16 protein-coding genes are annotated in these 20,684 nt (G+C 60.5%); 10 read left to right on the top strand and 6 right to left on the bottom strand.

The annotated features are described in order from the left end of the window. Nucleotides 1-15: 15 nt before the first annotated feature. The 5 genes from xylB to ASB65_RS15480 form a co-directional block, all read right to left on the bottom strand. Complete coding sequence (gene xylB / locus ASB65_RS15460; protein ID WP_060724547.1) at nt 16-1,470, bottom strand: xylulokinase; 1,455 nt, start codon at nt 1,468-1,470, stop codon at nt 16-18. Nucleotides 1,471-1,575: 105 nt separating this feature from the next. Next, nucleotides 1,576-2,598, bottom strand: coding sequence for a LacI family DNA-binding transcriptional regulator (locus tag ASB65_RS15465; RefSeq protein WP_060724548.1), 1,023 nt, complete (start codon nt 2,596-2,598; stop codon nt 1,576-1,578). A 117-nt stretch (nt 2,599-2,715) separates the two neighbouring features. Then, entirely contained in the window at nt 2,716-3,366 is a 651-nt protein-coding gene (locus ASB65_RS15470; RefSeq protein ID WP_060724549.1) for a pyridoxamine 5'-phosphate oxidase family protein, read from the bottom strand. 229 nt (nt 3,367-3,595) lie between these two features. Continuing rightward, nucleotides 3,596-5,179 (bottom strand): DHA2 family efflux MFS transporter permease subunit, encoded by a 1,584-nt coding sequence (locus ASB65_RS15475; protein WP_060724550.1) that lies wholly within the window; start codon nt 5,177-5,179, stop codon nt 3,596-3,598. 34 nt (nt 5,180-5,213) lie between these two features. Next, nucleotides 5,214-6,428 carry an HlyD family secretion protein gene (locus ASB65_RS15480; protein ID WP_031234268.1) on the bottom strand — a complete coding sequence of 405 codons (1,215 nt, stop codon included), beginning with the start codon at nt 6,426-6,428 and terminating at the stop codon, nt 5,214-5,216. Nucleotides 6,429-6,588: 160 nt separating this feature from the next. Between ASB65_RS15480 and ASB65_RS15485 the strand changes: the two genes are divergently transcribed. The 6 genes from ASB65_RS15485 (at nt 6,589) to ASB65_RS15510 (ending at nt 15,867) form a co-directional block, all read left to right on the top strand. Then, nucleotides 6,589-7,275 (top strand): TetR/AcrR family transcriptional regulator, encoded by a 687-nt coding sequence (locus ASB65_RS15485; protein WP_060724551.1) that lies wholly within the window; start codon nt 6,589-6,591, stop codon nt 7,273-7,275. Between the two features lie 182 nt (nt 7,276-7,457). Further along, nucleotides 7,458-8,219: a TerC family protein gene (locus ASB65_RS15490; RefSeq protein ID WP_020812092.1), complete on the top strand. Its 762-nt coding sequence runs from the start codon at nt 7,458-7,460 to the stop codon at nt 8,217-8,219. Nucleotides 8,220-8,505: 286 nt separating this feature from the next. After that, the gene (locus ASB65_RS15495; RefSeq protein WP_060724552.1) at nt 8,506-10,278 is read left to right on the top strand and encodes an SLC13 family permease; all 1,773 of its coding nucleotides are present in this window, start codon (nt 8,506-8,508) and stop codon (nt 10,276-10,278) included. A gap of 246 nt (nt 10,279-10,524) precedes the next feature. Further along, entirely contained in the window at nt 10,525-11,982 is a 1,458-nt protein-coding gene (gene gltX, locus ASB65_RS15500; protein ID WP_060724553.1) for a glutamate--tRNA ligase, read from the top strand. A 251-nt stretch (nt 11,983-12,233) separates the two neighbouring features. Beyond that, the gene (lysS, locus tag ASB65_RS15505; RefSeq protein WP_060724554.1) at nt 12,234-13,733 is read left to right on the top strand and encodes a lysine--tRNA ligase; all 1,500 of its coding nucleotides are present in this window, start codon (nt 12,234-12,236) and stop codon (nt 13,731-13,733) included. Nucleotides 13,734-14,163: 430 nt separating this feature from the next. Beyond that, the gene (locus ASB65_RS15510; protein ID WP_415800720.1) at nt 14,164-15,867 is read left to right on the top strand and encodes a patatin-like phospholipase family protein; all 1,704 of its coding nucleotides are present in this window, start codon (nt 14,164-14,166) and stop codon (nt 15,865-15,867) included. A 52-nt stretch (nt 15,868-15,919) separates the two neighbouring features. Here the strand turns inward: ASB65_RS15510 and ASB65_RS15515 are convergent, their stop codons facing one another. Further along, nucleotides 15,920-16,831, bottom strand: coding sequence for a hypothetical protein (locus ASB65_RS15515; protein ID WP_060724556.1), 912 nt, complete (start codon nt 16,829-16,831; stop codon nt 15,920-15,922). A 314-nt stretch (nt 16,832-17,145) separates the two neighbouring features. Between ASB65_RS15515 and ASB65_RS15520 the strand changes: the two genes are divergently transcribed. From ASB65_RS15520 to ASB65_RS15535, 4 genes are read left to right on the top strand one after another with little or no spacing between them, the layout of a single operon-like run. Beyond that, on the top strand, nt 17,146-18,036 hold the full coding sequence (locus tag ASB65_RS15520; protein ID WP_060724557.1) for a metal ABC transporter substrate-binding protein: 891 nt from the start codon (nt 17,146-17,148) through the stop codon (nt 18,034-18,036). Continuing rightward, on the top strand, nt 18,033-18,941 hold the full coding sequence (locus ASB65_RS15525) for a manganese/iron ABC transporter ATP-binding protein (protein WP_060724558.1): 909 nt from the start codon (nt 18,033-18,035) through the stop codon (nt 18,939-18,941). Before ASB65_RS15520 ends, ASB65_RS15525 begins: the two co-directional genes overlap by 4 nt. Continuing rightward, complete coding sequence (locus ASB65_RS15530) at nt 18,922-19,782, top strand: metal ABC transporter permease (protein ID WP_060724559.1); 861 nt, start codon at nt 18,922-18,924, stop codon at nt 19,780-19,782. Before ASB65_RS15525 ends, ASB65_RS15530 begins: the two co-directional genes overlap by 20 nt. Then, complete coding sequence (locus tag ASB65_RS15535; RefSeq protein ID WP_060724560.1) at nt 19,779-20,633, top strand: metal ABC transporter permease; 855 nt, start codon at nt 19,779-19,781, stop codon at nt 20,631-20,633. Before ASB65_RS15530 ends, ASB65_RS15535 begins: the two co-directional genes overlap by 4 nt. Nucleotides 20,634-20,684: the final 51 nt, after the last annotated feature.

Here is a 20,684-nt window from a genome sequence, read left to right on the forward strand (position 1 = left end):
GTTGGAGGGTGCGTCTCAATGCGAAAGCGGCCGAATAGCCGGATAAAGCGCGTGATACCGCCGGTAAGCCTCCTCATAGGCACCGGCCAGATCGGCCACCGGCTCGATCGTCCGTGCCGTCTCCGGCTGCGAGCAAACGGCAACCGGATCGGCCCCCGTCGCTGCAATCAGACCAAGCCGGGCGGCGCCGAAGGCCGCGCCGAAATCGCCCTCGGCCGGAATATCGACGGGCACGCCGAGCGACGTGGCGATCGAGGCCAGCCAATAGGCCGAGCGCGAGCCGCCGCCGATGGCGGTGACGCGGGAAATCGAGGTGCCGGCCGATTTCAGCGCTTCAAGATTGTCCCTGATCGCGAAGGTGACGCCTTCCAGCACGGCCTGCGTCAGCGCCTTGCGATCGCTTTCATGCGAAAGGCCGATGAAGGAACCGCGGATGGCGGCGTCGTTATGCGGTGTGCGCTCGCCGGAAAGATAAGGCGCGAAGGTAACGCCGGTCGGCGCAAGAAGCGTTTCGCCCAGCTCACCGGTCAGATCGGCGGCGGATTGCCCGGTGAGGCGCGAATACCAGTTCAGCGCATCCGTCGCGGAAAGGATGACGCCCATCTGGTGCCAGGTGTTGGGCAGCGCGTGGCAGAAGGCGTGCACGGCGCTTTCAGGCTTCGGCAGATAGGACGCATTGGCGGCGAAAAGCACACCTGACGTGCCGAGCGACACGAAGGCATGGCCTTCCTTCACCGTGCCCATGCCGCAGGCGGAAGCGGCATTGTCGCCCGCCCCGCCGGCGACGACGGCACGGCCGGAAATGCCCCATTCGGAAACAAGTTCGGCGCGCAGCACACCCGCCTCATCCGTGCCCTCCACCAGCGAAGGCATGTGCTTTTCATCCAGCCCGGTGGCGGCGAGCAGTTCGGAAGACCATTTGCGCGCGCCGGTATCGAGCCAGGAGGTGCCGGCGGAGTCGGACATTTCCGAGATGTATTCGCCGGTCAGCCACAGACGCAGATAATCCTTCGGCAGCAATACCTTGGCGACTTTCGCGAAGATATCGGGTTCGTTCTTCGCCACCCAGGCAAGCTTCGGCGCGGTGAAGCCGGGGAAAACGATGTTGCCGGTGATCTTGCGGAAACGCGGATCGGCATCCAGCGCGGCGGCCTCGGCGTGAGAACGCGTGTCGTTCCACAGGATGCAGGGGCGCAGCACCTTGCCATCAGCATCAACAAGCGTTGCGCCATGCATCTGGCCGGAAAGGCCTATGCCCTTGACGGCGCCAAGCTCTTTCGCAAACTTCTGCTTCAGGCCGGCAACGGCTGTTTTCGTGGCAGCAATCCAGTCCACCGGGTCCTGTTCGGACCAGCCATGATGCGGGCGCGAGACGTCCAGCGAGCCGTTGGCCGAACCGATGATTTTCTGATCGCCGTCCATCAGCAGGGCTTTGACGCCTGAAGTGCCAAGATCGAGACCGAGATACATGTATTTCTCCATTCCGGCGCGCCATGCGCCGCTTTCAGCGTTTTTTAAAAGTCGCCGCATTTCCGGACGGAAAACCGGCGGCCACTTTTCCTGGAAATCCTCTCGTCAGGGCAGATTGTCCCTGAGAAATATGTCGATACGGATCCGTTCCTGCGCGGCGATGACGGGCAGGCCATCGGCACGCGCCTTCAACACGCGGATGGCGCTGCGCACCTCGTGGCCGGCATCCTGGTTGAGCACGGCATCAAGCAGCCCTTCCCGCAGCGCATTGGCGGTGTTTTCCGTCAGTTCATGGGCGATGACCGAAAGCACTCTTTCGTCATCTGCGGCCCCAAGCGCCCGGATGAGGCCGCGATTACCCGCACCGAGACTGTAGATGCCTGACAGTGAGGCGTTGCCGAGCGCCTCGCGCACCAGCGTCTCGACGGTCAGCGGATCGTCCCTGCCCTCCAGCACCGGCAACAGCCGCAGCTGGGGAAATTCGGATTCGATCACGGCGCGAAATCCTTCCAGACGCTCGCGGTGGTCGCGCACCAGCATGGAGCCGGCAACAACAGCGACATCGCCGCCGCGTCCGGAGAGGAAACGTCCCATCAGGCTGGCCGCCGTGCGCCCGGCCGCGACGTTGTCCACACCGGCATAATGATCGCGCCGCGAACCGGAGAGATCGGACACCAGCGTCACCGTGGCGATGCCGTCTTCCGCCAGTCGGTCGGCGGCTTCGGCCACATCCTCGGAATCGGTGGCGACGAAGGCGACGCCCGAGGGTTTTTCCCGGCGCGCAACTTCCAGAGCTTCCGTCAACGCAGCGGCATTAAACGGCGGCACCTCGATGACACGGATGGCCGTGCGCTCCAGATGGGAACGGCTGGCGGCAGCCCGCACCTCGGCGCGCAGGGTCGCCATGAAGGAATTGTCATTGCCGGGCAGGATGAAGATCATCGAGTAATTGCGGCCCTTGGCTAGGTTGGCGGCCGCGATATCGCGCACATAACCCAGCTCGGCAATGGCCGCTTCCACCCGTGCCCGCGTTGCAGCATGCACACCGGGGCGCATGTTCAGCACCCGGTCGATGGTGGCGAGACTGACGCCCGCGCGCTCGGCGATATCGTGAACTGTAGGCTTCATGGCTCCTCCCTCCCCCTTGCATATCCAGCTTTGCAGCCGTCGTAAATCGAAAAATGATGTACGTACCTCACAATTCATCAAATGGCTGCGGAATATCAAGAGCGGCATGCGCTGCGGCTAATAAAGGGTCCGCCGGTAGTCCTCCTCCAGCTGCTCGTCCATCTTCTGCATCTCATCCCCGTTCGTCGGCGCACCTGTCGTCTCATCAAGAATGATCTTGATAAGCGAGGGCATTTCCGACCGGACCTGGAAATGTGCCGGATCCCACAGGTGGGAGCGCCTGAACGCCTTGGCGCAATGCATGAAAACCTCGTCCACCTTTACGACGATGGCGAGTTTTGGAGTGCGTTCCGCAATGCTCATGAGCTTCAGGAGTTCAGGGTCATTGCTCAGTGTCGCGCGCCCGTTCACCCGCAGGGTGTCGTCGAAACCGGGCACGATGAACAACAGCCCGATAACAGGATTGGCGATGATATTGCTGAGGGTATCAAGGCGATTATTACCCGGCCGGTCAGGGATCGCCAGGGTGCGGCCGTCGAGAACCTTTACAAAGCCCGCCGGATCGCCCCGGGGGCTGACATCGGCCTTTCCTTCGAGATTCTGGGTGCCGATGCAGAGAAACGGCGACCGCCTTATGAACTCCTGCGCATGTTCGCCGAGCCTGTCCTGACACTTCTGTACCGCCAGGGCATGTGTCGGCTCGAACAGCCCGCGAAGCGACTGCTCATCCGTGATTGCAAAGTCTGGATTGAGTTCCAAGGCCATCATGATCTCCCCCTCTGAACTGCCCCGCCCAGCCGGCCAAAATCCGGGTCAGCCGTCCTCCCGGCCCCGTTTTCGCTCACCCTGCGCATTTTTGAGGTACGTACCTCAATATTTGATATACATCGCTTGCCCGCTGCGATCAACAGGCGGAATCGGGATTTTGGTCGGAGATAAAAAAGGGGCCGTCATTTCCGACGGCCCCAGCTCTGCGGTGGATGGGAGGGGATTGTTATCAGTGCGCCGCGTCTGGCGGCGGCGCGGCCTTGGGTTTCTGGATCAGCACGGTCATGAAGATCAGGCTGGAGAACAAAATCGTCAGTGCGAAGAACACATCGGCAAAGGCCAAAATCCAGGCCTGCTGCGAGACCATGCCGACCATTTTCTTGACGGCGACGGAAGCGCCGTCCAGCCCGTAAGAATCATAGTTGGCGCCGACATTGTTCAGCCATTCCAGCGCCTGCGGGTTGGAGTAGCTGATATGTTCGGCCAGCCGCACATAATGGTCGTCGGTGCGCTGCGACAGCATGGTGTTGATGACGGCAAGACCGACGGCGCCGCCGAGGTTACGGGTGAGGTTGAACAGGCCGGACGCGTTGCGGATACGGGCCGGCGGCAAGGTGCCGAGCGCGATGTTGTTGATCGGCACCATGCACATCATCAGGCCGAAACCGCGCAGGATCTGCGGGATCAGCAGCTCGTAGAAGTCCCAGTCGGTCGTCACATGCGTCATTATCCAGGTGCCGCAGCCGAAGCTGATGAAACCGATCGCCATCATCGCCCGCGGATCGAGCTTGGTCGAAACCTTGCCGGCAATCGGCGCGGTGAAGAACATCGCAAGACCTGAGACGAACATGGTCTCGCCGATCATCAGCGCATCGTAACCCCTCACCCGGCCAAGATAGAGCGGGTAGAGATAGGTCAGGCCGTAAAGCCCGATGCCCATGACGAAGGAGAAAAGCGAGCCGATGGAGAAGTTGCGGTCCGCAAAGGCGCGGATGTCAACCACCGGGAATTCCACCTTGAAGGCACGCCAGAAGAAGACCACCGCGCCGATGACCATGGCGACGGAGCCCAAAACGATATGCTCGTCGTTGAACCAGTCCTTGTTATTGCCCTCTTCCAGCACATATTCCAGCGAGCCGAGGAAGACCGCCATGGAGATTAACCCCCACCAGTCGAACTTCTTCCAGAGCGAGTGCTCCGGCTTGTCGAAATCAATGAGGCTCCAGGTCAGGATGGTGACGATGATGCCGGGAATGATGTTGACGAGGAACAGCCAGTGCCAGGAAAAGGCATTGGAAAGATAACCGCCGACCGTCGGACCGATTGTGGGTGCAAGCGTCGCGACCAGACCGATGATCGGCGAGACGACCGAACGTTTCGATGGCGGGAAGATCGTGAAGGCGGCAGCAAAGACGGACGGGATCATGCCGCCGCCGATAAAGCCCTGGATCGCGCGATAGACGATCATCTGGTCGATATTGGTGGCGGTGGCGCAGAGCGCGCTCGAAATCGTGAAGCCCGCCGCGCAGGGGGCGAAGAGCACGCGCGTGGAGAGAATGCGCGCCAGCGTGCCCGAAAGCGGGATCATGATCACTTCGGCGATCAGATAGGAGGTCTGCACCCAGGCGATCTCGTCCGAGCCGGCGCCGAGGCCGGCCTGGATTTCCGCCAGCGAGGCGGAAACGATCTGAATGTCGAGAATGGACATGAACATGCCGAAGACCATCGCGAAGAACGCGATGGGCCTGCGCCTGTCCATCGGGGGATCGGCGGGGATGGCGGCCCCGCCCGTACCGACAGCCGTAGCCGCCATGATCTTGCCCTCAACGGTGCGTCAAAGACGCGCCTTACTTGGCTTCCGGGTTGACTTGCGCCGTTCTGGTGGTTTCCGGCGCAGTGCGGGTATCGACATCGACAACGACGCTGAGGCCGGCGCGGAGATTGTGCTTTTCAAGGTCTTCCTTGGAGAAGACGATACGAACAGGCACGCGCTGGATGACCTTGGTGAAGTTACCCGTCGCATTTTCCGGCGGCAGCATGGAGAAGACCGAGCCCGAACCGGGCGAAATCGACTGCACCGTGCCTTCGATCGTCGCATCGTCAAAGGCGTCGACATGCACGCGCACCTTCGAACCGGGCACGACGCGGGCAAGCTGCGTTTCCTTGAAATTGGCGTCGATATAAAGCTCGTTCATCGGCACTAGCGAAGCCAGACGCTTGCCGACCGACACCAGATCACCGTTCTGCACACCCAGATTGCCGATGACGCCGTCATAAGGCGCCTTCAGAACCGTGAAGGCCAGATCGCGGGCAGCCTTGTCCTTGGAAAGCTGCAGCGAACGGATGGTGCTTTCGGCTTCCTCGCGCTGGGCGCGCAGAAGCTCGACATTGGCCTTGGCCGACGCAATCGCCGCTTCGCCCGCCACGACATTCGCCCTGGCCTGATCGAGCGCGACCTGGGCGCTGTCGGAAGCGGCAACCGTGCCGACATCCTTCGCCTGCAGCTCGCTGGCGCGCTTCTGGGTGATTTCCGCGCCGCGAAGGGCGGCATCCAGCGCACCCTTCTGGGCAACGGCCTGTTCCTGCGCGGCTTCGCCGCCGATGATCTGCGCGTCGATACGCTTCAGCGACAGTTCCTCGGTGCGGATCTGGGCTTCGGCCTGTTCCAGAGCGATGCGATAATCGCCATCATCAAGCGTCACCAGCGGGTCACCCGCCTTGACTTCCTGGTTCTCGACCACGTTCACCTTGGCGACGTAACCCGAAACCTTCGGCGCTATGACGGCGATATCACCTTCGATATAGGCGTCATCCGTCGACACCATGAAGCGGCCGTCGACCCACCAGTTGTAACCATACCAGCCGGCGCCGGCGAGAATGGCAAGGGCGAAGACCGGCAGAAGCGGTGAACGCTTCTTGGCCTTCGGCGCTGCAACGGTCTGGGCCGGCTGCTGCGGCGCGGCCTCGGCCGGCTTTGCGGGAGAGGTCTCGGCCTTGGCAGAGATATCCGCCTCTTCCGCATCGTTGACGGCGCGAACCGCGCTATTCTTCTGGGCCGACATGAGAATGTACCGTGATAAATTGAAGAAAGTTTTTCGAACTGAACCGTTCGGTTCGATTGACATAATCCCTTTCCTGACACATATCAAGCGTTATCGAACCGATTGGTTCGACGTTCGGTCAGTTTTTTTTACGTCATTACGATGCTAAGAGGCGGCAGTGATGGCAGGTGAAGACATGGATATGGAGACGGAAACCGATACGGGCTGTCCGGGAAACCCCGCCGGGCGTTTTGCGGCGGGCGAAGACCCGGCCAAACGCGACCAGATTCTGGCCGGCGCCTGGCGCGTGTTCAAGCGCAAGGGCTTCGACGCCGCCAGCATGAACGACATCACCCGGGAAGCGGGCGTTTCCAAGGGCACGATCTATGTCTACTTCTCCAACAAGGAAGATTTGTTCGTTGCGCTCGTCGACCATCACCGCAACGAATTCGCCACCTCCATGCGCCATATTCTTGAGGGCACCGAAGAGGTACGCGAGGGGCTGGAACAGTTCGGCAAGGCTTTTGCCAACAAGATGATCTGTTCCGACATGATCCCCGCCATGCGCTCGGTGATCGGCGTCATAGATCGCATGCCGAAGCTGGCGCAGCGTTTTTTCCTCTCCGCGCCGAACAATGTGCGCACGGTGCTCCTGGATTTCATCGAGCATCAGGTCAAGATCGGCCATCTGAAGGTGGATGACCCCGAGTTGGCCGCCCGGCAATATATCGAGCTTTCCACAGGCACTTTCTTCAAGCTGCGCCTGTTCGGGGAACTCGAAGGCCCGGTTCCCGAAGAGGAACTGGACCGGATAATCGGCAGCGCCGTCAATGTGTTCATGGCTGCCTACGGAACTGACAAGGCCTGAAATCATTCAGCAACGGGCGACCGGACCGGCAACGAGACAGCGCCCGATACGCGGTTTGCGCGAAATTTCGATGAAATCTTGCCCATCACAGGGGCGGTCTCCTTGTTTCTCGCGTATTGCGCTATAAATTCCACCCACCGAATGTTTCGGGTGGCCTTGTTGCTGAAAGGAAAAATTCCCTGATGGAGTCCGTTCTCCCTCTTCTGTCCGACCCCGCCGCCTGGGTGGCGCTCGTCACCCTGATCGTCATGGAGGTCGTGCTTGGTATCGACAACCTGATCTTCATCTCGATCCTCACCAACAAGCTGCCGCCTGAACAGCGCGAAAAAGCCCGCAAGATCGGCATCGGTCTTGCGCTCGTCATGCGGCTTGGCCTGCTCGGCACCGTCGCGTGGATCGTGCAACTCACCACGCCGGTCTTCGAGCTCTTCGGCCACGCCTTCTCATGGAAGGACATGATCCTCATCGCCGGCGGTCTTTTCCTGATGTGGAAGGCCACCAAGGAAATCCACCACAATGTCGACCCGGAAGACCACAAGGAAGACATGGTCGGCGGCCCTGTGGGCATGAATTTCGGCGCCGCCATCGGCCAGATCCTGCTGCTCGACCTCGTCTTCTCGGTGGACAGCATCATCACCGCCGTTGGCATGACACCGCATCTGCCGATCATGATCGTCGCTGTCATCGTCGCCGTCACCGTCATGCTTTTGGCCGCAACGCCGCTTGCCAACTTCATCGAGCGCAACCCCACCATCGTCATGCTGGCCCTCGCCTTCCTGATGATGATCGGCACGACACTGATTGCCGAAGGCATGGGCTTCCATGTTCCGAAGGGCTACGTTTATGCCGCCATGGCGTTTTCGGCGCTGGTGGAACTGCTCAACATGCTGGCCCGCAATGCGCGGCGTCGAAAGAAGGCGGAGGCCGCCGGCGACGTGCATTGATGTTGCCGTAACGTTTCCTGATTTTCCGAGGCCCGTTTGCAAACGGGTCTCGGATTGAGGAAGGACCGCTCCTCATACTCCACGTCATCCTCGGCTCAAGGCCGAGGATGACGGAAAGCTTTAGGCCGATAGGCGGCCATCCAAAGCCTTCTGCGCGAAGCAGGCTTCCACCAATCGGACTCTTTATTTCCGTCCGGAACCTCAAAGCCGCGGCTTGCGTTTCAATGCATCCTCGCCTTACGCCTGGCGACGGCGCGTTTTTCTCCTTCGAAAGCAAACAGGCAGCATGACAACCGACCAGATCCTCGCCTTCACCGTGATCGCCGGCATGATGGTCGCGTTCATCTGGGACAGGCTGCGTTACGATGTCGTCGCCTGCAGCGCATTGCTGGTGGCGGTGGCGGTGGGGGTTGTGCCTTTCGAGAAGGCTTTCTCCGGTTTTTCGGATGATATCGTCATCATCGTCGGCAGCGCGCTGATCGTCAGTTCGGCCGTGGCGCGCTCCGGCATCGTGGATATGACGATCAAGAAATATTTTCCCGAAATGCACTCCAAGAGCCTGCAGCTTGCCTTCCTGATGATCGTCGTCGCCGTCATGTCGGCCTTCATCAAGAATATCGGCGCGCTCGCCATCATGATGCCGGTCGCTTTCCAGTTTGCCCGCAAATCCGGCAGCCCCGTTTCCTATTATCTGATGCCCATGGCCTTTGCCGCACTTCTGGGCGGGCTGATGACGCAGATCGGCACCTCGCCCAACATCGTCGTCTCGCGGCTGCGCGAGGAGATGACCGGGCAGAGCTTTTCGATGTTCGACTTCACCCCCGTCGGCGCGGGACTGACAGTCATCGGCATCATCTTCCTGACTTTCGGTTATCGCCTTCTGCCGGTCCGCAACCGCCAGCAGGCATCGGTGGAGGATATTCTCGACCAGTCGGCCTATACCGCCGAAGCGACGCTGCCCACCGACAGCACCTATGCGGACAAGCCGCTGCGCGAATTGCTCAAACAGGCCGATGGCGACGTCATCGCCAGCACCATCCTGCGCGGGCCGAGACGCATCTCCCCCTTCCCCGATGTGAAGCTCAAGGCCGGGGACACCGTGCTTCTCGAAGGTAGCCCGGAAGGGCTTGACCGCATCGTCTCGCAAGCAAAGCTGCTGCTGTCAGGCAAGCCGCTGATGGAGAACGGCCAGAAGACCGTCGATCTCATTTCCATGGAAGCGGTCATCAGCAATGAATCGGTGCTGAGCGGCATTTCGGCGCGCGAGCTTTCGCTCTCCTATACGCGCGGCGTCAATCTGATCGCCGTCAACCGCCGCGGCCAGCGCGTCAGCCAGCGGCTCTCCGAGCTGACTTTGCAGGCGGGGGACGTCATTCTTTTGCAGGGCAGCCGCAAGAACCTGCCGCAGGTCCTGCAGGAATTTTCGCTCTTGCCACTGGCGCAGCGGGAAATCCTGCTTGGGGTGCAGCGCCGCGCGCTGCTACCCGTCATCGTGCTCGCCGCCGCCATGATCGCCGCCGGCAGCGGACTGGTGCCGGTCTCGGTCGCATTCTTCGCCGCCGCCTTCCTGATGATCCTCGTCGGCGCGATCCCGCTCACAGAGGTCTATAAATCCATCGACGGGCCGATCCTCGTCATGCTCGCCGCCCTCATTCCCGTCAGCGACAGTCTGCGCACCAGCGGGGCGAGCGAACTGATCGCCGCCTGGCTCGGCCATGCCGCGCAGGGATTGCCGCCCTTTGCGGCGCTCGGCATGATCCTGCTCACCGCCATGGCGGTCACGCCCTTTCTCAACAATGCCGCAACCGTGCTGGTCATGGCCCCCATCGCCGCCGGTTTCGCCACCACACTCGGCTTCAGGCCGGAAGCCTTCCTGATGGCGGTGGCGATCGGCGCGGGCTGCGATTTTCTCACCCCCATCGGCCACCAGTGCAACACGCTGGTGATGGGCCCCGGCGGTTACCGCTTCAGCGACTACCCGCGCCTCGGCCTGCCGCTGTCGATCATGATCGTCATCGCCAGCATTCCGATGCTGCTTTACGTGTGGCCGGTTTCCTGAAACTTTTCGGGGAAAAAGCGCGGCATCCTTGCATCGCAGCAATGCGTTGAGGCAAGACGGTAAATATCCTTATTTCCTTGACGCCTGCGGCATAATATGGCCTAAGCCGATGCCGAACGGGAATGTGCAAAAGCGCGCGTGACACGCGCCTTTCCGCATGATTTCCTGCCGCATTCAAACGAAAACTCCGTGATATAAGGGCCAATTCGCCCCCATGTCCCTGCCACGTCCCGACGAGTGAATTTCATGCCCCCTCCCGGCGTTCGCGTCCGCATTGCCCCTCCCCCCACCGGCGAGCCCCATGTCGGCACCGCCTATATCGCGCTGTTCAACTATCTCTTCGCCAAGAAACATGGCGGCGAGTTCATCCTGCGCATCGAGGACACCGACGCCACCCGCTCGACGCTGGAATATGAGCAGAAGGTGCTCGAGGCGCTGCGCTGGACCGGCCTCACCTGGTCGGAAGGTCCCGATGTCGGCGGCCCCTATGGCCCTTATCGCCAGTCCGAGCGCAAAGCCATGTACTGGCCCTATGCCGAAGAGCTGCTCGAAAAGGGCCATGCCTTCCGCTGTTTCTGCACGCCCGAGCGGCTGGAGCAGATGCGCGAGGCCCAGCGCGCGGCCGGCAAGCCGCCGAAATATGACGGCCTTTGCCTCCACCTGAAGGCCGAGGAAGTGACCGCCCGCGTTGCCGCCGGCGAAGCCAACGTCGTGCGCATGAAGATCCCGACCGAAGGTTCGTGCGATTTCCATGACGGCGTTTACGGCGATGTCTCGATTCCGTGGGACTCGGTCGACATGCAGGTGCTGATCAAGGCCGACGGCATGCCGACCTATCATATGGCGAACGTCATCGACGACCATCTGATGAAGATTACCCATGTGGCGCGCGGCGAGGAGTGGTTGGCTTCCGTGCCCAAGCACATTCTGCTTTACCGTTATTTCGGCTGGGAGCAGCCGGTGTTCATGCATCTTTCGCTGATGCGCAACGCCGACAAGTCGAAGCTCTCCAAGCGCAAGAACCCGACCTCGATCTCCTATTATTCCGCTCTCGGTTACCTGCCGGAAGCGCTGATGAACTTCCTCGGTCTGTTCTTCATCCAGATCGCTGAAGGCGAAGAGCTTTTGACCATGGAAGAACTGGCGGCGAAGTTCGACCCGGAAGCGTTGTCCAAGGCCGGCGCCATCTTCGATATCCAGAAGCTGGACTGGCTGAACGGCCGCTGGCTGCGCGAGAAGCTCACACCGGAAGAATTCATTGCCCGCACGCTGGAATGGGCGATGGAGAATGCACGCCTGACCGAAGGCCTGAAGCTTGCGCAGAGCCGCATTTCCAAGCTCGGCGAATTGCCGAACCTTGCAGGCTTCCTGCTTTCAAGCGACGTTGGCCTCACGCCCGCGTCGTTTGCCGGTCTCAAAAGCAAACCGGAGGAAATCCACGAGATCCTCACCACGGTTGCCACCGACCTTGAAAAAATGCCTGATTGGAACGTGGAAGCGATCGAGGCCGAGCTGCGCGACATTGCCGAACGCACCGGCAAGAAGCTGCGCATCGTCACGCCGCCGCTCTTCGTTGCCGTGTCCGGTTCCTCGCGCTCGCTGCCGCTGTTCGATAGCATGGCGCTGCTCGGCCGCTCAGTGGTGCGCCAGCGGCTGAAGATGGCGATTGCTGTCGTGGCCACGATGGTTGGCAGCGGAAGCTGATAGTTTAATGCTGCCGGTAACGACAGCATTCTGAAATATACCCCTCTGCTCGGGGCACCCCCCTCTGCCCTGCCGGGCATCTCCCCCTCAAGGGGGGAGATCAGATGGCGCACCCGCCCGTTCCATGGGCAAGGTGTCCGCCGCTTGTCGATCTGCCCCCTTGAGGGGGAGAGGTCCGGCAGGACAGAGGGGGTAAACCCAGAGTGGGATGGGTAACCGCAACAAGCAAAGCCCGCTAAAGGCGAAGAACAATGACCGACACCAAGACCGAAACCACCGCCCTTTCCTCCGACGCGACAGAAGTGCGCCGCCAGAAACTTGCGCTGCTGCGCGAGCAGATCGGCGACGTTTATCCGGCGCATTTCCACCGCACGCTGACCAATGCGGAGCTGGCGGAAAAATATGCCGATATCGAAGCCGACGTCGAAACCGGCGACACGGTGACGGTGGCGGGCCGCGTTTATTCCTCGCGCAATTCCGGCATGTTCATGGATATCCATGATGCCTCGGGCAAGGTGCAGATCTTCAGCCACAAGGATACGACGCCGGAAACGGCGCGCAATCTTCTGCCAATGATCGACATCGGCGACATCATCGGCGTGACCGGCAAGGTGCGCCGCACCAAGCGCGGCGAACTGACGATCAACGCCGAAGAAATCACCATGCTGACCAAGTCGCTTCTGCCGATGCCGGAGAAGTGGCATGGCGTTTCTGATATCGAGCTGCGTTACCGCAAGCGCCATCTCGATATTCTCGCCAATGAGGAATCCAAGCTGCGCTTCCTGCAGCGCTCGAAGATCCTGTCCGGCATGCGCCGTTTCATGGAGGACGAAGGCTTCCTCGAAGTGGAAACGCCGATGCTGCAGACCGTCTATGGCGGTGCGACAGCCGATCCGTTCAAGACCTTCCACAACACGCTGAAGATGGACATGTATCTGCGCATCGCACCGGAGCTGTTCCTGAAGCGCACGCTGGTATCAGGCCTTTCCGACAAGGTCTTCGAAATCAACCGCAACTTCCGCAACGAAGGCGTTTCGACCCGACACAATCCTGAATTCACCATGATGGAGTGCTATTGGGCCTATGCCGACTACGAAGACATCATGGGTCTCGTGGAGCGGCTGTTCGAGACGCTGGCGATTGCCCTGCACGGCACGACCGAGGTGGAATTCCAGGGCCAGACAATCTCCTTCAAGGGCCCGTTCAAGCGCGTGCCTATGCCTGACGCGGTGAAGGAAGCGACCGGTATCGACTTCCTCGCCATAAAGACCGACGAAGAAGCCCGCGCTGCCGCCAAGGCCGCCGGTTTTGCCGTCGAGAAGGACTGGACCTGGGGCGAATGCCTTGCCTTCATCTTTGAAGAGAAGGTGGAAGGCACGCTGATCCAGCCGAGCCACGTCACGCATTTCCCGAAGGACATCTCGCCCTTCGCCAAGGAAGTGCCGGGCGAACCGCGCCTCGTCGAGCGTTTTGAGAGCTATTGCAACGCCTGGGAAGTGGGCAACGCCTTCTCCGAACTCAACGATCCGGAAGAGCAACGCCGCCGCATGGTTGAGCAGCTGGAGCAGGCCCATGCCCGCGGCGAAAAGGACAAGCAGCTGGACGACGAATTCCTCGACGCCATCGACCAGGGCATGCCGCCCGCCGGCGGCCTCGGTATCGGCGTCGATCGCCTGATCATGCTGCTCACCAACGCGCCCTCGATCCGAGACGTCATCCTCTTCCCGGCCCGCCGTAACAAGGCGGACTGATCGGACGAAACCCGGGGGCGGCCTCGCGGCCGCCTGCCGCTCCCCGATTGTCTCGCTGGTGGCGAAGGGGACGTATTTTCTCGACGTCATCCTCGGGCCTGTGCCGAGGACCTAATCACGTCCAATAAAGTCAATCCGTTGCAGATCCTCGGGTCAGGCCCGAGGATGACGCCGGAGTGTGTGGCGAGGTTTCGCCCCGTTTGCTGCCGGTTTTCCTCTCCCTACATAGACACGGCAAGTAACTATTCGGCCATCTGTGTGAGCGGATCGAATAAATTCATATAACTTTTAGTAGAATATACTGGCGATATCGCCTCAACTTGTGATACCCATTCCGCATCATTCGCATTGTGTTTGACGGCTTTCGATCAAGGGCCGCCGGGGGGAAATACGCATGCCCGAGAATGAGCTTCCCAGATACCAGCCCGATATGTTCGCAACCCCTGAAAAGGAATGCGACGTGGTGATGAAAGGCGGCATCACTTCCGGTGTCGTTTATCCCTATGCGGTTCTGGAACTGGCGCGCCGATACCGTTTCCGCTCGATTGGCGGCACATCGGCCGGGGCGATTGCCGCCGCTTTCGCGGCTGCGGCGGAATATTCCCGCACCGTCAGGAAAGACCCCGATGGGTTCACCCGCCTGCAGGCCCATTGCGACACGATACCCACTATTCTGGACAGGCTTTTCCAGCCGGAGCGCCGTTTTCGCCCCCTGATGCGCTATCTGCTGTGGGCGCAGGCCGGTGGCTGGCCGGGCAAGGTTTTGGGCTTGCCCATGGCTTTTCCGCTGGCAGCCATAACAGGCATTGTCATCGGCGCCGGTATCTTGTGGACTCTGGGTGGCGGTTGCGCCGGGTCCATTCTCGGCGGGTTGGTGGGCATGCTGGCCGGCGTCCTTGGCCAGATCCTGTGGCTGGTTTTTCATCGGTTGCCGAAGGACGGCTTCGGCTTCTGTTCAGGACTGACGGTTTCCGATCGGGAGGTTCCGGGCCTGACGGAATGGCTGCATGCCTCGATCCAGGACATCGCTTTCGGCAGCGACGCTGCGACAGCGCCGCCGCTGACCTTCGGCGACCTCATTGGCGCGGAGCCGGAGAAGCCGGTCATAAACCTGAAGATGGTCACGACGAACCTGTCGATGCGGCGGCCGCACACACTTCCGACCACGAATCTCATGGTGGCTTACGACCCGAAGGAATGGAGCCAGTTGTTTCCCGCTGGCGTGATGGACTGGCTGAAGCAGATCGCAACACCGGGCGGCCCCTTTCCCGAACTCAAGGCTTTTCCGGAGCCCGCCCAGCTGCCCGTCATCATCGCAACACGCATGAGCCTGAGTTTCCCGGTCCTGTTCAAGGCCATTCCGGCCTATACCAATGATCGCGGCACGCTGGATATAGTACGACGTATCAGCGGCGACGCACGGCCCGTCATGAAGGCGAAAATCTGGTTCTCCGATGGCGGCATCAGCAGCAACTTTCCCATTCATCTTTTCGATGCCCTGCTTCCGTCGCGTCCGACTTTCGCCCTCAGCCTTGATGAATTGCCGAAATCCATCGCCGGCAGCAAGAAGCGCGTCACTATCCCGCAGGCGGCCGGCGAAGGGATAGGCGTGCCCGTTCACAAGATGGAAAAAATGAGCGGCTTCCTGGGCAGCATCCTCAGTTCGGCGAAAGACTGGCAGGACCAATCCCTTGCCACCATGCCCGGCCAAAGGGAGCGCATCGCCCGCGTTTTCCTCAATGAGGAGGAAGGCGGGCTAAACCTCACCATGCCGCCGGAACGCTCGGCAAAACTGATGAGCTACGGCCTCGAGGTCGGGTCGCTTTTTGCAAATGGCGCACTGGATTTCGACGAGCATCGCTGGCGACGGACGCTTGTTGCCTATGACCGGTTGGAAGACGCGGTGTTTGCGACTGGGCGCCTGTGGAGCGAAGGCAAATATGAAGAATGGCTGACGGGTTACATTGACGAGATCAAAAGCTACGAAGCCGTGACGAAGGGTGAACGGGAAAAGCTGATCGCCCGAATTGCCGCCTTTGCCGCCCTGTCGCAGAGTTTCTCTCCGGCAATCGTCAACAAGCGCAAGAAATTTCCAAATCCGGCTGGCCGTCTGCGGATCGGACCCGATATCTGACGCACCGGGGCAAGGTCGCCGGAAGGTTTCTCCGAGAACCGCCCTCGCCCGCTTAGTGGCTTGCGGCCTTTTTCTCCGCACCCGGTTCTTCCGCAGGCGCATTTTCGGTCGCCGGCTTCTCTTCCGCCGCCTGTGCGGTCGTTGAGCCTTTTCCGAAAATCAGCGATTTCAGGTAGGACAGGCTGAAGATGCTGCCGCCATCGGCTTCCGGTGTCGAGGTCAGAAGTTCATCGGCGGCAGGTTCGCCATGCGCTTCGGGAGACGGGGTTTCGCCATGCGCTTCCGCACCGGCCCCGCCTTCCTTGGTTTCCGCCGGCGTGCCACCGTGGCCGCCTGCGCCATCATCCTTGGTTTCGCCGTGCCCCGTCGCGCCCTTTGCGGGTTTTGCGTCGTGGCCTTCGGAGCCTGCATCCAGAGCCGGGGTTGCACAATCGGCTGAATCGCTGAGGCTTGCTGCCAGCGCTTCGGTATCTTCCAGCGGCAGATCTATGCGCAGCCCATAAAATTGCCCGGTGCCATTTGCCGCGCCATCGTAATAAAAGGCCGAATAGCGCCGCGCCTCCGCACCCTCAGGGATTTTGGCGAGGTCCGGAATGAAAACCACCTGTGCGGCAATGGCGCGGCCGCGCATTTCCGAGCGCAGCTGCGGACCGTTCTTGTCGAGCACGGAGACCTGAACCAGATCGGGTTTCTGCTTGTCGTAAACCGCCCTGGCGACGCGAAGCGCGGTCTTCAGCCGCTCGGTACCATCACCGCCCTGGGTACGAATGAATTTGCGGACCCATAAAGAACCGTTCTTGCGAATGTTGACTGTCTGGACCGCGTCGCAGGAAAGCCCGTTGGTGGAAGCGTAGGATGGACCAAGCAGCCGATCGCTGCCGATGAACACGGCAGCAGAACCGGTCGCACCCGCCAAAAGCAGGATCCCCCCTCCGATCATAACGAGCTTGCGCGAAAACCGCATTCGTCCGAATACAGCTTTCACCCGCAACATCCTGACATCAAGTACCCCGTCTTACGCCCTCACCCCAAAACGTGGCTCGATGGATGAGGAACACACGCGGGACAAGCTACGGACCACGCTGTCCGAGCCCTGCGATAGTGCCGCTTTCTCATTGAAAAAAGTTTAACCCCACCGGCGCGGTACCGGCAAAAACGCACCATTTTCAGACATTCTTGAAATCCACTAATTTGCGAATGATTTGCAATAGCGTTGACAAGGGTGATTTTATAACAGATGGTATTGCGAATTAATCGCAACAAAATCTGGTGAGCCCCGTGAACTTTCAAAAAATCCGGCATGCAGTTTTCGCCTTCTCGCTTTTTCTCCCCGGTGCGGCCCTTGCCCAGGAAAAACCTGTTGTCGTGACGACCTTCACCATCATCGCGGATATGGCGCGCAACGTGGCGGGCGATGCGGCCGAGGTGGAAAGCATTACCAAGCCGGGTGCGGAAATTCACAATTATCAGCCGACGCCGCGCGATATTCTCAAAGCCCGCAAGGCCGATCTGGTGCTTCGCAACGGCCTCAGCCTGGAATTGTGGTTCGAAAAGTTCCTGGCCAACCTTTCCGGCGTGCCGAGCGTGACGGTGAGCGAGGGCGTGAAACCCATGGCCATCAGCGGCGGGGCATACCAGGGAAAGCCCAATCCGCACGCCTGGATGTCGCCCGATAACGCCTTGATCTACGTGGAGAATATCCGCAAGGGACTGACGGATATCGACCCCGCCCAAGCGGATGTCTATGCCGCCAATGCCAAGGCCTATTCGGACAAGATCAAGGCCACCGTGCAGCCGATCCGCGACACGCTTTCCGTCCTGCCTGAAAACAAGCGCTGGTTGGTAACGAGCGAAGGCGCTTTTTCTTATCTCGCCCGTGATTTCGGCCTGAAGGAACTGTTCCTGTGGCCGGTCAATGCCGACAGCCAGGGCACACCGCATCAGGTTCGCGGGGTGATCGACGCCATGCGCGAGCACAATATCAACGTCATCTTCAGCGAAAGCACGGTTTCCGCCGATCCCGCCCAGCAGGTGGCCAAGGAAACCGGTGCGGCCTATGGCGGCATTCTTTATGTGGATTCGCTGAGCGAAGCCGATGGTCCGGTTCCGACCTATCTCGACCTCCTGCGCGTGACGAGCGAAACCATCGCCAAGGGGCTGTCTTCATGAGAATGGGCAGTAAAAAATCAGGCGGCGGCCTGACGGTTCAAAATGCGACAGTGACCTATCGAAACGGCCACACCGCATTAAGAAATGCCAGCTTTTCCATCCCCCGCGGAACGATCACTGCACTTGTCGGCGTCAATGGCGCCGGCAAGTCCACGATTTTCAAGGCGATCATGGGTTTCGTGCCTTTGGCCGCCGGTTCCGTCTCGATCTTCGACCTGCCGGTGAAGGAAGCGCTCAGGAAAAACCTCGTCGCCTACGTACCGCAGGCCGAGGAGGTGGACTGGAGTTTTCCGGTGCTGGTGGAGGATGTGGTGATGATGGGCCGTTATGGCCATATGAATTTCCTGCGCATCCCCTCGAAACGCGACCACCAGATGGTGGAAGAGGCGCTGAAACGCGTCAACATGCTCGATTATCGCAAGCGCCAGATCGGTGAGCTCTCGGGCGGGCAGAAGAAGCGGGTGTTTCTGGCCCGCGCGCTGGCGCAGGAGGGGCAGGTGATCCTGCTGGACGAGCCTTTCACCGGTGTCGATGTGACAACGGAAGAGCAGATCGTCACGCTTCTGAAGGCGCTGCGCGACGAGGGCCGGGTCATGCTGGTCTCCACCCATAATCTCGGCAGCGTGCCGGAATTCTGTGACCGCGCCGTCTTCGTCAAGGGCACGGTTCTGGCATCGGGCAAGACGGCGGATACCTTCAACGAGGAGAACCTGCAAAAGGCCTTTGGCGGCAGCCTTCGCCACTTCGTGCTTGGCGGGGCCGAGCTGCATAACGACGCCGATCCGCGGCGGGTGAAGGTCATTACCGATGATGAGCGGCCCTTTGTGATCTACGGCAAGAACGGCCAGAACGGGCACGATCCTGAGGCTCCGAAAGAAAAAGTCGATGATAAACAGCCTTCTTGAGCCCTTCACCTATGGTTATATGCTGAACGCCATCTGGGTCAGCGCACTGGTAGGCGGCGTCTGCGGTTCTCTCTCGGCCTATCTGATGCTGAAGGGCTGGTCGCTGATCGGCGATGCTCTTTCCCATGCCATCGTTCCCGGCGTTGCGGGCGCCTATATGCTGGGCCTGCCCTTTTCGCTCGGTGCGTTCCTTTCCGGCGGGCTTGCGGCCGGCTCCATGCTGTTCCTGAACCAGAAGACGCGGCTGAAAGAAGACGCGATCATCGGGCTGATCTTCACCTCGTTTTTTGGGCTCGGGCTGTTCATGGTGTCGCTCTCGCCCACCTCGGTGAATATCCAGACCATCGTGCTCGGCAATATTCTCGCGATCACCACCAAAGACACGATCCAGCTGGCGCTGATCGGCGGTATCAGCCTCATCGTGCTGGCGCTGAAATGGCGTGACTTCATGGTGGTGTTCTTCGATGAGAACCACGCCCGCACCGTGGGGCTGAAACCGGAAGTGCTGAAGGTGATCTTCTTCACCCTGCTGGCCGCCTCCACGGTCGCCGCGCTTCAGACGGTTGGAGCCTTCCTCGTCGTTGCCATGGTGGTAACGCCGGGCGCCACCGCCTATCTCTTGACCGACCGTTTCGAGCGGCTGATCCTGATGAGCCTCATCATCGGCGCGGCTACCAGCTTCGTGGGTGCCTATCTAAGCTACTTCCTCGATGGCGCAACTGGTGGCGTCATCGTCGTGCTGCAGACGGCGATCTTTCTTGCGGCCTTCGTTTTTGCGCCCAAACACGGGCTTCTCGCTTCCAGGGCCAAGGCCCGTAGGGCGCTGGAGGAAACGCCATGAGCGAATATCTCGAACTCGCCATCCTGCCGTTTCAGCTGCCCTTCATGCAATATGCCTTCGTGATCACCCTGATGATCGCGGTGCCGATGGCGATGCTCTCCTGTTTTCTGGTGCTGAAGGGCTGGTCGCTGATGGGCGATGCGGTTTCCCATGCGGTGCTGCCCGGCGTGGTGGTGGCCTATATTGTCGGCATCCCGCTGTCCATCGGCGCGTTCATCGCCGGCATGATCTGTGCGCTCGGCACCGGTTTCATCAAGGAAAACAGCCGCATCAAGGAAGACACGGTGCTCGGCATCGTCTTTTCCGGCATGTTCGGGCTGGGGCTGGTGCTTTATGTGAAGGTGCAGAGCGACGTGCATCTCGATCACATCCTCTTCGGCGACATGCTCGGCATTGCGCCCTCAGACATGCTGGAGACGGGCCTGATCGCGCTTTTCGCCACGCTGTTTCTCGGTATCCTGCGCAAGGACCTGTTGGTCAACGCCTTCGATGCGCAGCACGCCAAAGCCATCGGCCTGCCGGTGCGTATCCTGCATTACGGCCTGCTGATGGTTCTGTCGCTGACCGTGGTTGGCGCGCTGAAGGCGGTGGGCATCATCCTCTCGGTCGCCATGCTGGTGGCGCCGGGCGCTATCGCCTTCCTGCTGACCCGGCGCTTTTCCGGCATGCTGCTGGTGGCCATGGCGGTGGCGGTCGCCTCATCGCTTTCGGGCATATGGCTGAGCTTTCTGATCGACAGTGCGCCTGCCCCCACCATCGTCATGTTCATGAGCCTTGCTTTCGTTGCCACCTTCATCCGCACCACCTGGAAGGCCCGGCGGATCGACGCGGCGGGGGAAACAGGCTTCTAAAACAACGATTTTTGCGGGCGTGTGGAACATTTTCCCCTTTTGCGCGTCATT

The sequence above is a fragment of the Agrobacterium tumefaciens str. B6 genome (genome assembly GCF_001541315.1).
Classification (GTDB): domain Bacteria; phylum Pseudomonadota; class Alphaproteobacteria; order Rhizobiales; family Rhizobiaceae; genus Agrobacterium; species Agrobacterium radiobacter.

Bases quoted from the DNA above. Each gene is read 5' to 3' on its own strand.
- xylB (WP_060724547.1), bottom strand. From the start codon at position 1,470: ATGTATCTCGGTCTCGATCTTGGCACTTCAGGCGTCAAAGCCCTGCTG.
- ASB65_RS15465 (WP_060724548.1), bottom strand. From the start codon at position 2,598: ATGAAGCCTACAGTTCACGATATCGCCGAGCGCGCGGGCGTCAGTCTC.
- ASB65_RS15470 (WP_060724549.1), bottom strand. From the start codon at position 3,366: ATGATGGCCTTGGAACTCAATCCAGACTTTGCAATCACGGATGAGCAG.
- ASB65_RS15475 (WP_060724550.1), bottom strand. From the start codon at position 5,179: ATGGCGGCTACGGCTGTCGGTACGGGCGGGGCCGCCATCCCCGCCGAT.
- ASB65_RS15480 (WP_031234268.1), bottom strand. From the start codon at position 6,428: ATGTCGGCCCAGAAGAATAGCGCGGTTCGCGCCGTCAACGATGCGGAA.
- ASB65_RS15485 (WP_060724551.1), top strand. From the start codon at position 6,589: ATGGCAGGTGAAGACATGGATATGGAGACGGAAACCGATACGGGCTGT.
- ASB65_RS15490 (WP_020812092.1), top strand. From the start codon at position 7,458: ATGGAGTCCGTTCTCCCTCTTCTGTCCGACCCCGCCGCCTGGGTGGCG.
- ASB65_RS15495 (WP_060724552.1), top strand. From the start codon at position 8,506: ATGACAACCGACCAGATCCTCGCCTTCACCGTGATCGCCGGCATGATG.
- gltX (WP_060724553.1), top strand. From the start codon at position 10,525: ATGCCCCCTCCCGGCGTTCGCGTCCGCATTGCCCCTCCCCCCACCGGC.
- lysS (WP_060724554.1), top strand. From the start codon at position 12,234: ATGACCGACACCAAGACCGAAACCACCGCCCTTTCCTCCGACGCGACA.
- ASB65_RS15510 (WP_415800720.1), top strand. From the start codon at position 14,164: ATGTTCGCAACCCCTGAAAAGGAATGCGACGTGGTGATGAAAGGCGGC.
- ASB65_RS15515 (WP_060724556.1), bottom strand. From the start codon at position 16,831: ATGCGGTTTTCGCGCAAGCTCGTTATGATCGGAGGGGGGATCCTGCTT.
- ASB65_RS15525 (WP_060724558.1), top strand. From the start codon at position 18,033: ATGAGAATGGGCAGTAAAAAATCAGGCGGCGGCCTGACGGTTCAAAAT.
- ASB65_RS15530 (WP_060724559.1), top strand. From the start codon at position 18,922: ATGATAAACAGCCTTCTTGAGCCCTTCACCTATGGTTATATGCTGAAC.
- ASB65_RS15535 (WP_060724560.1), top strand. From the start codon at position 19,779: ATGAGCGAATATCTCGAACTCGCCATCCTGCCGTTTCAGCTGCCCTTC.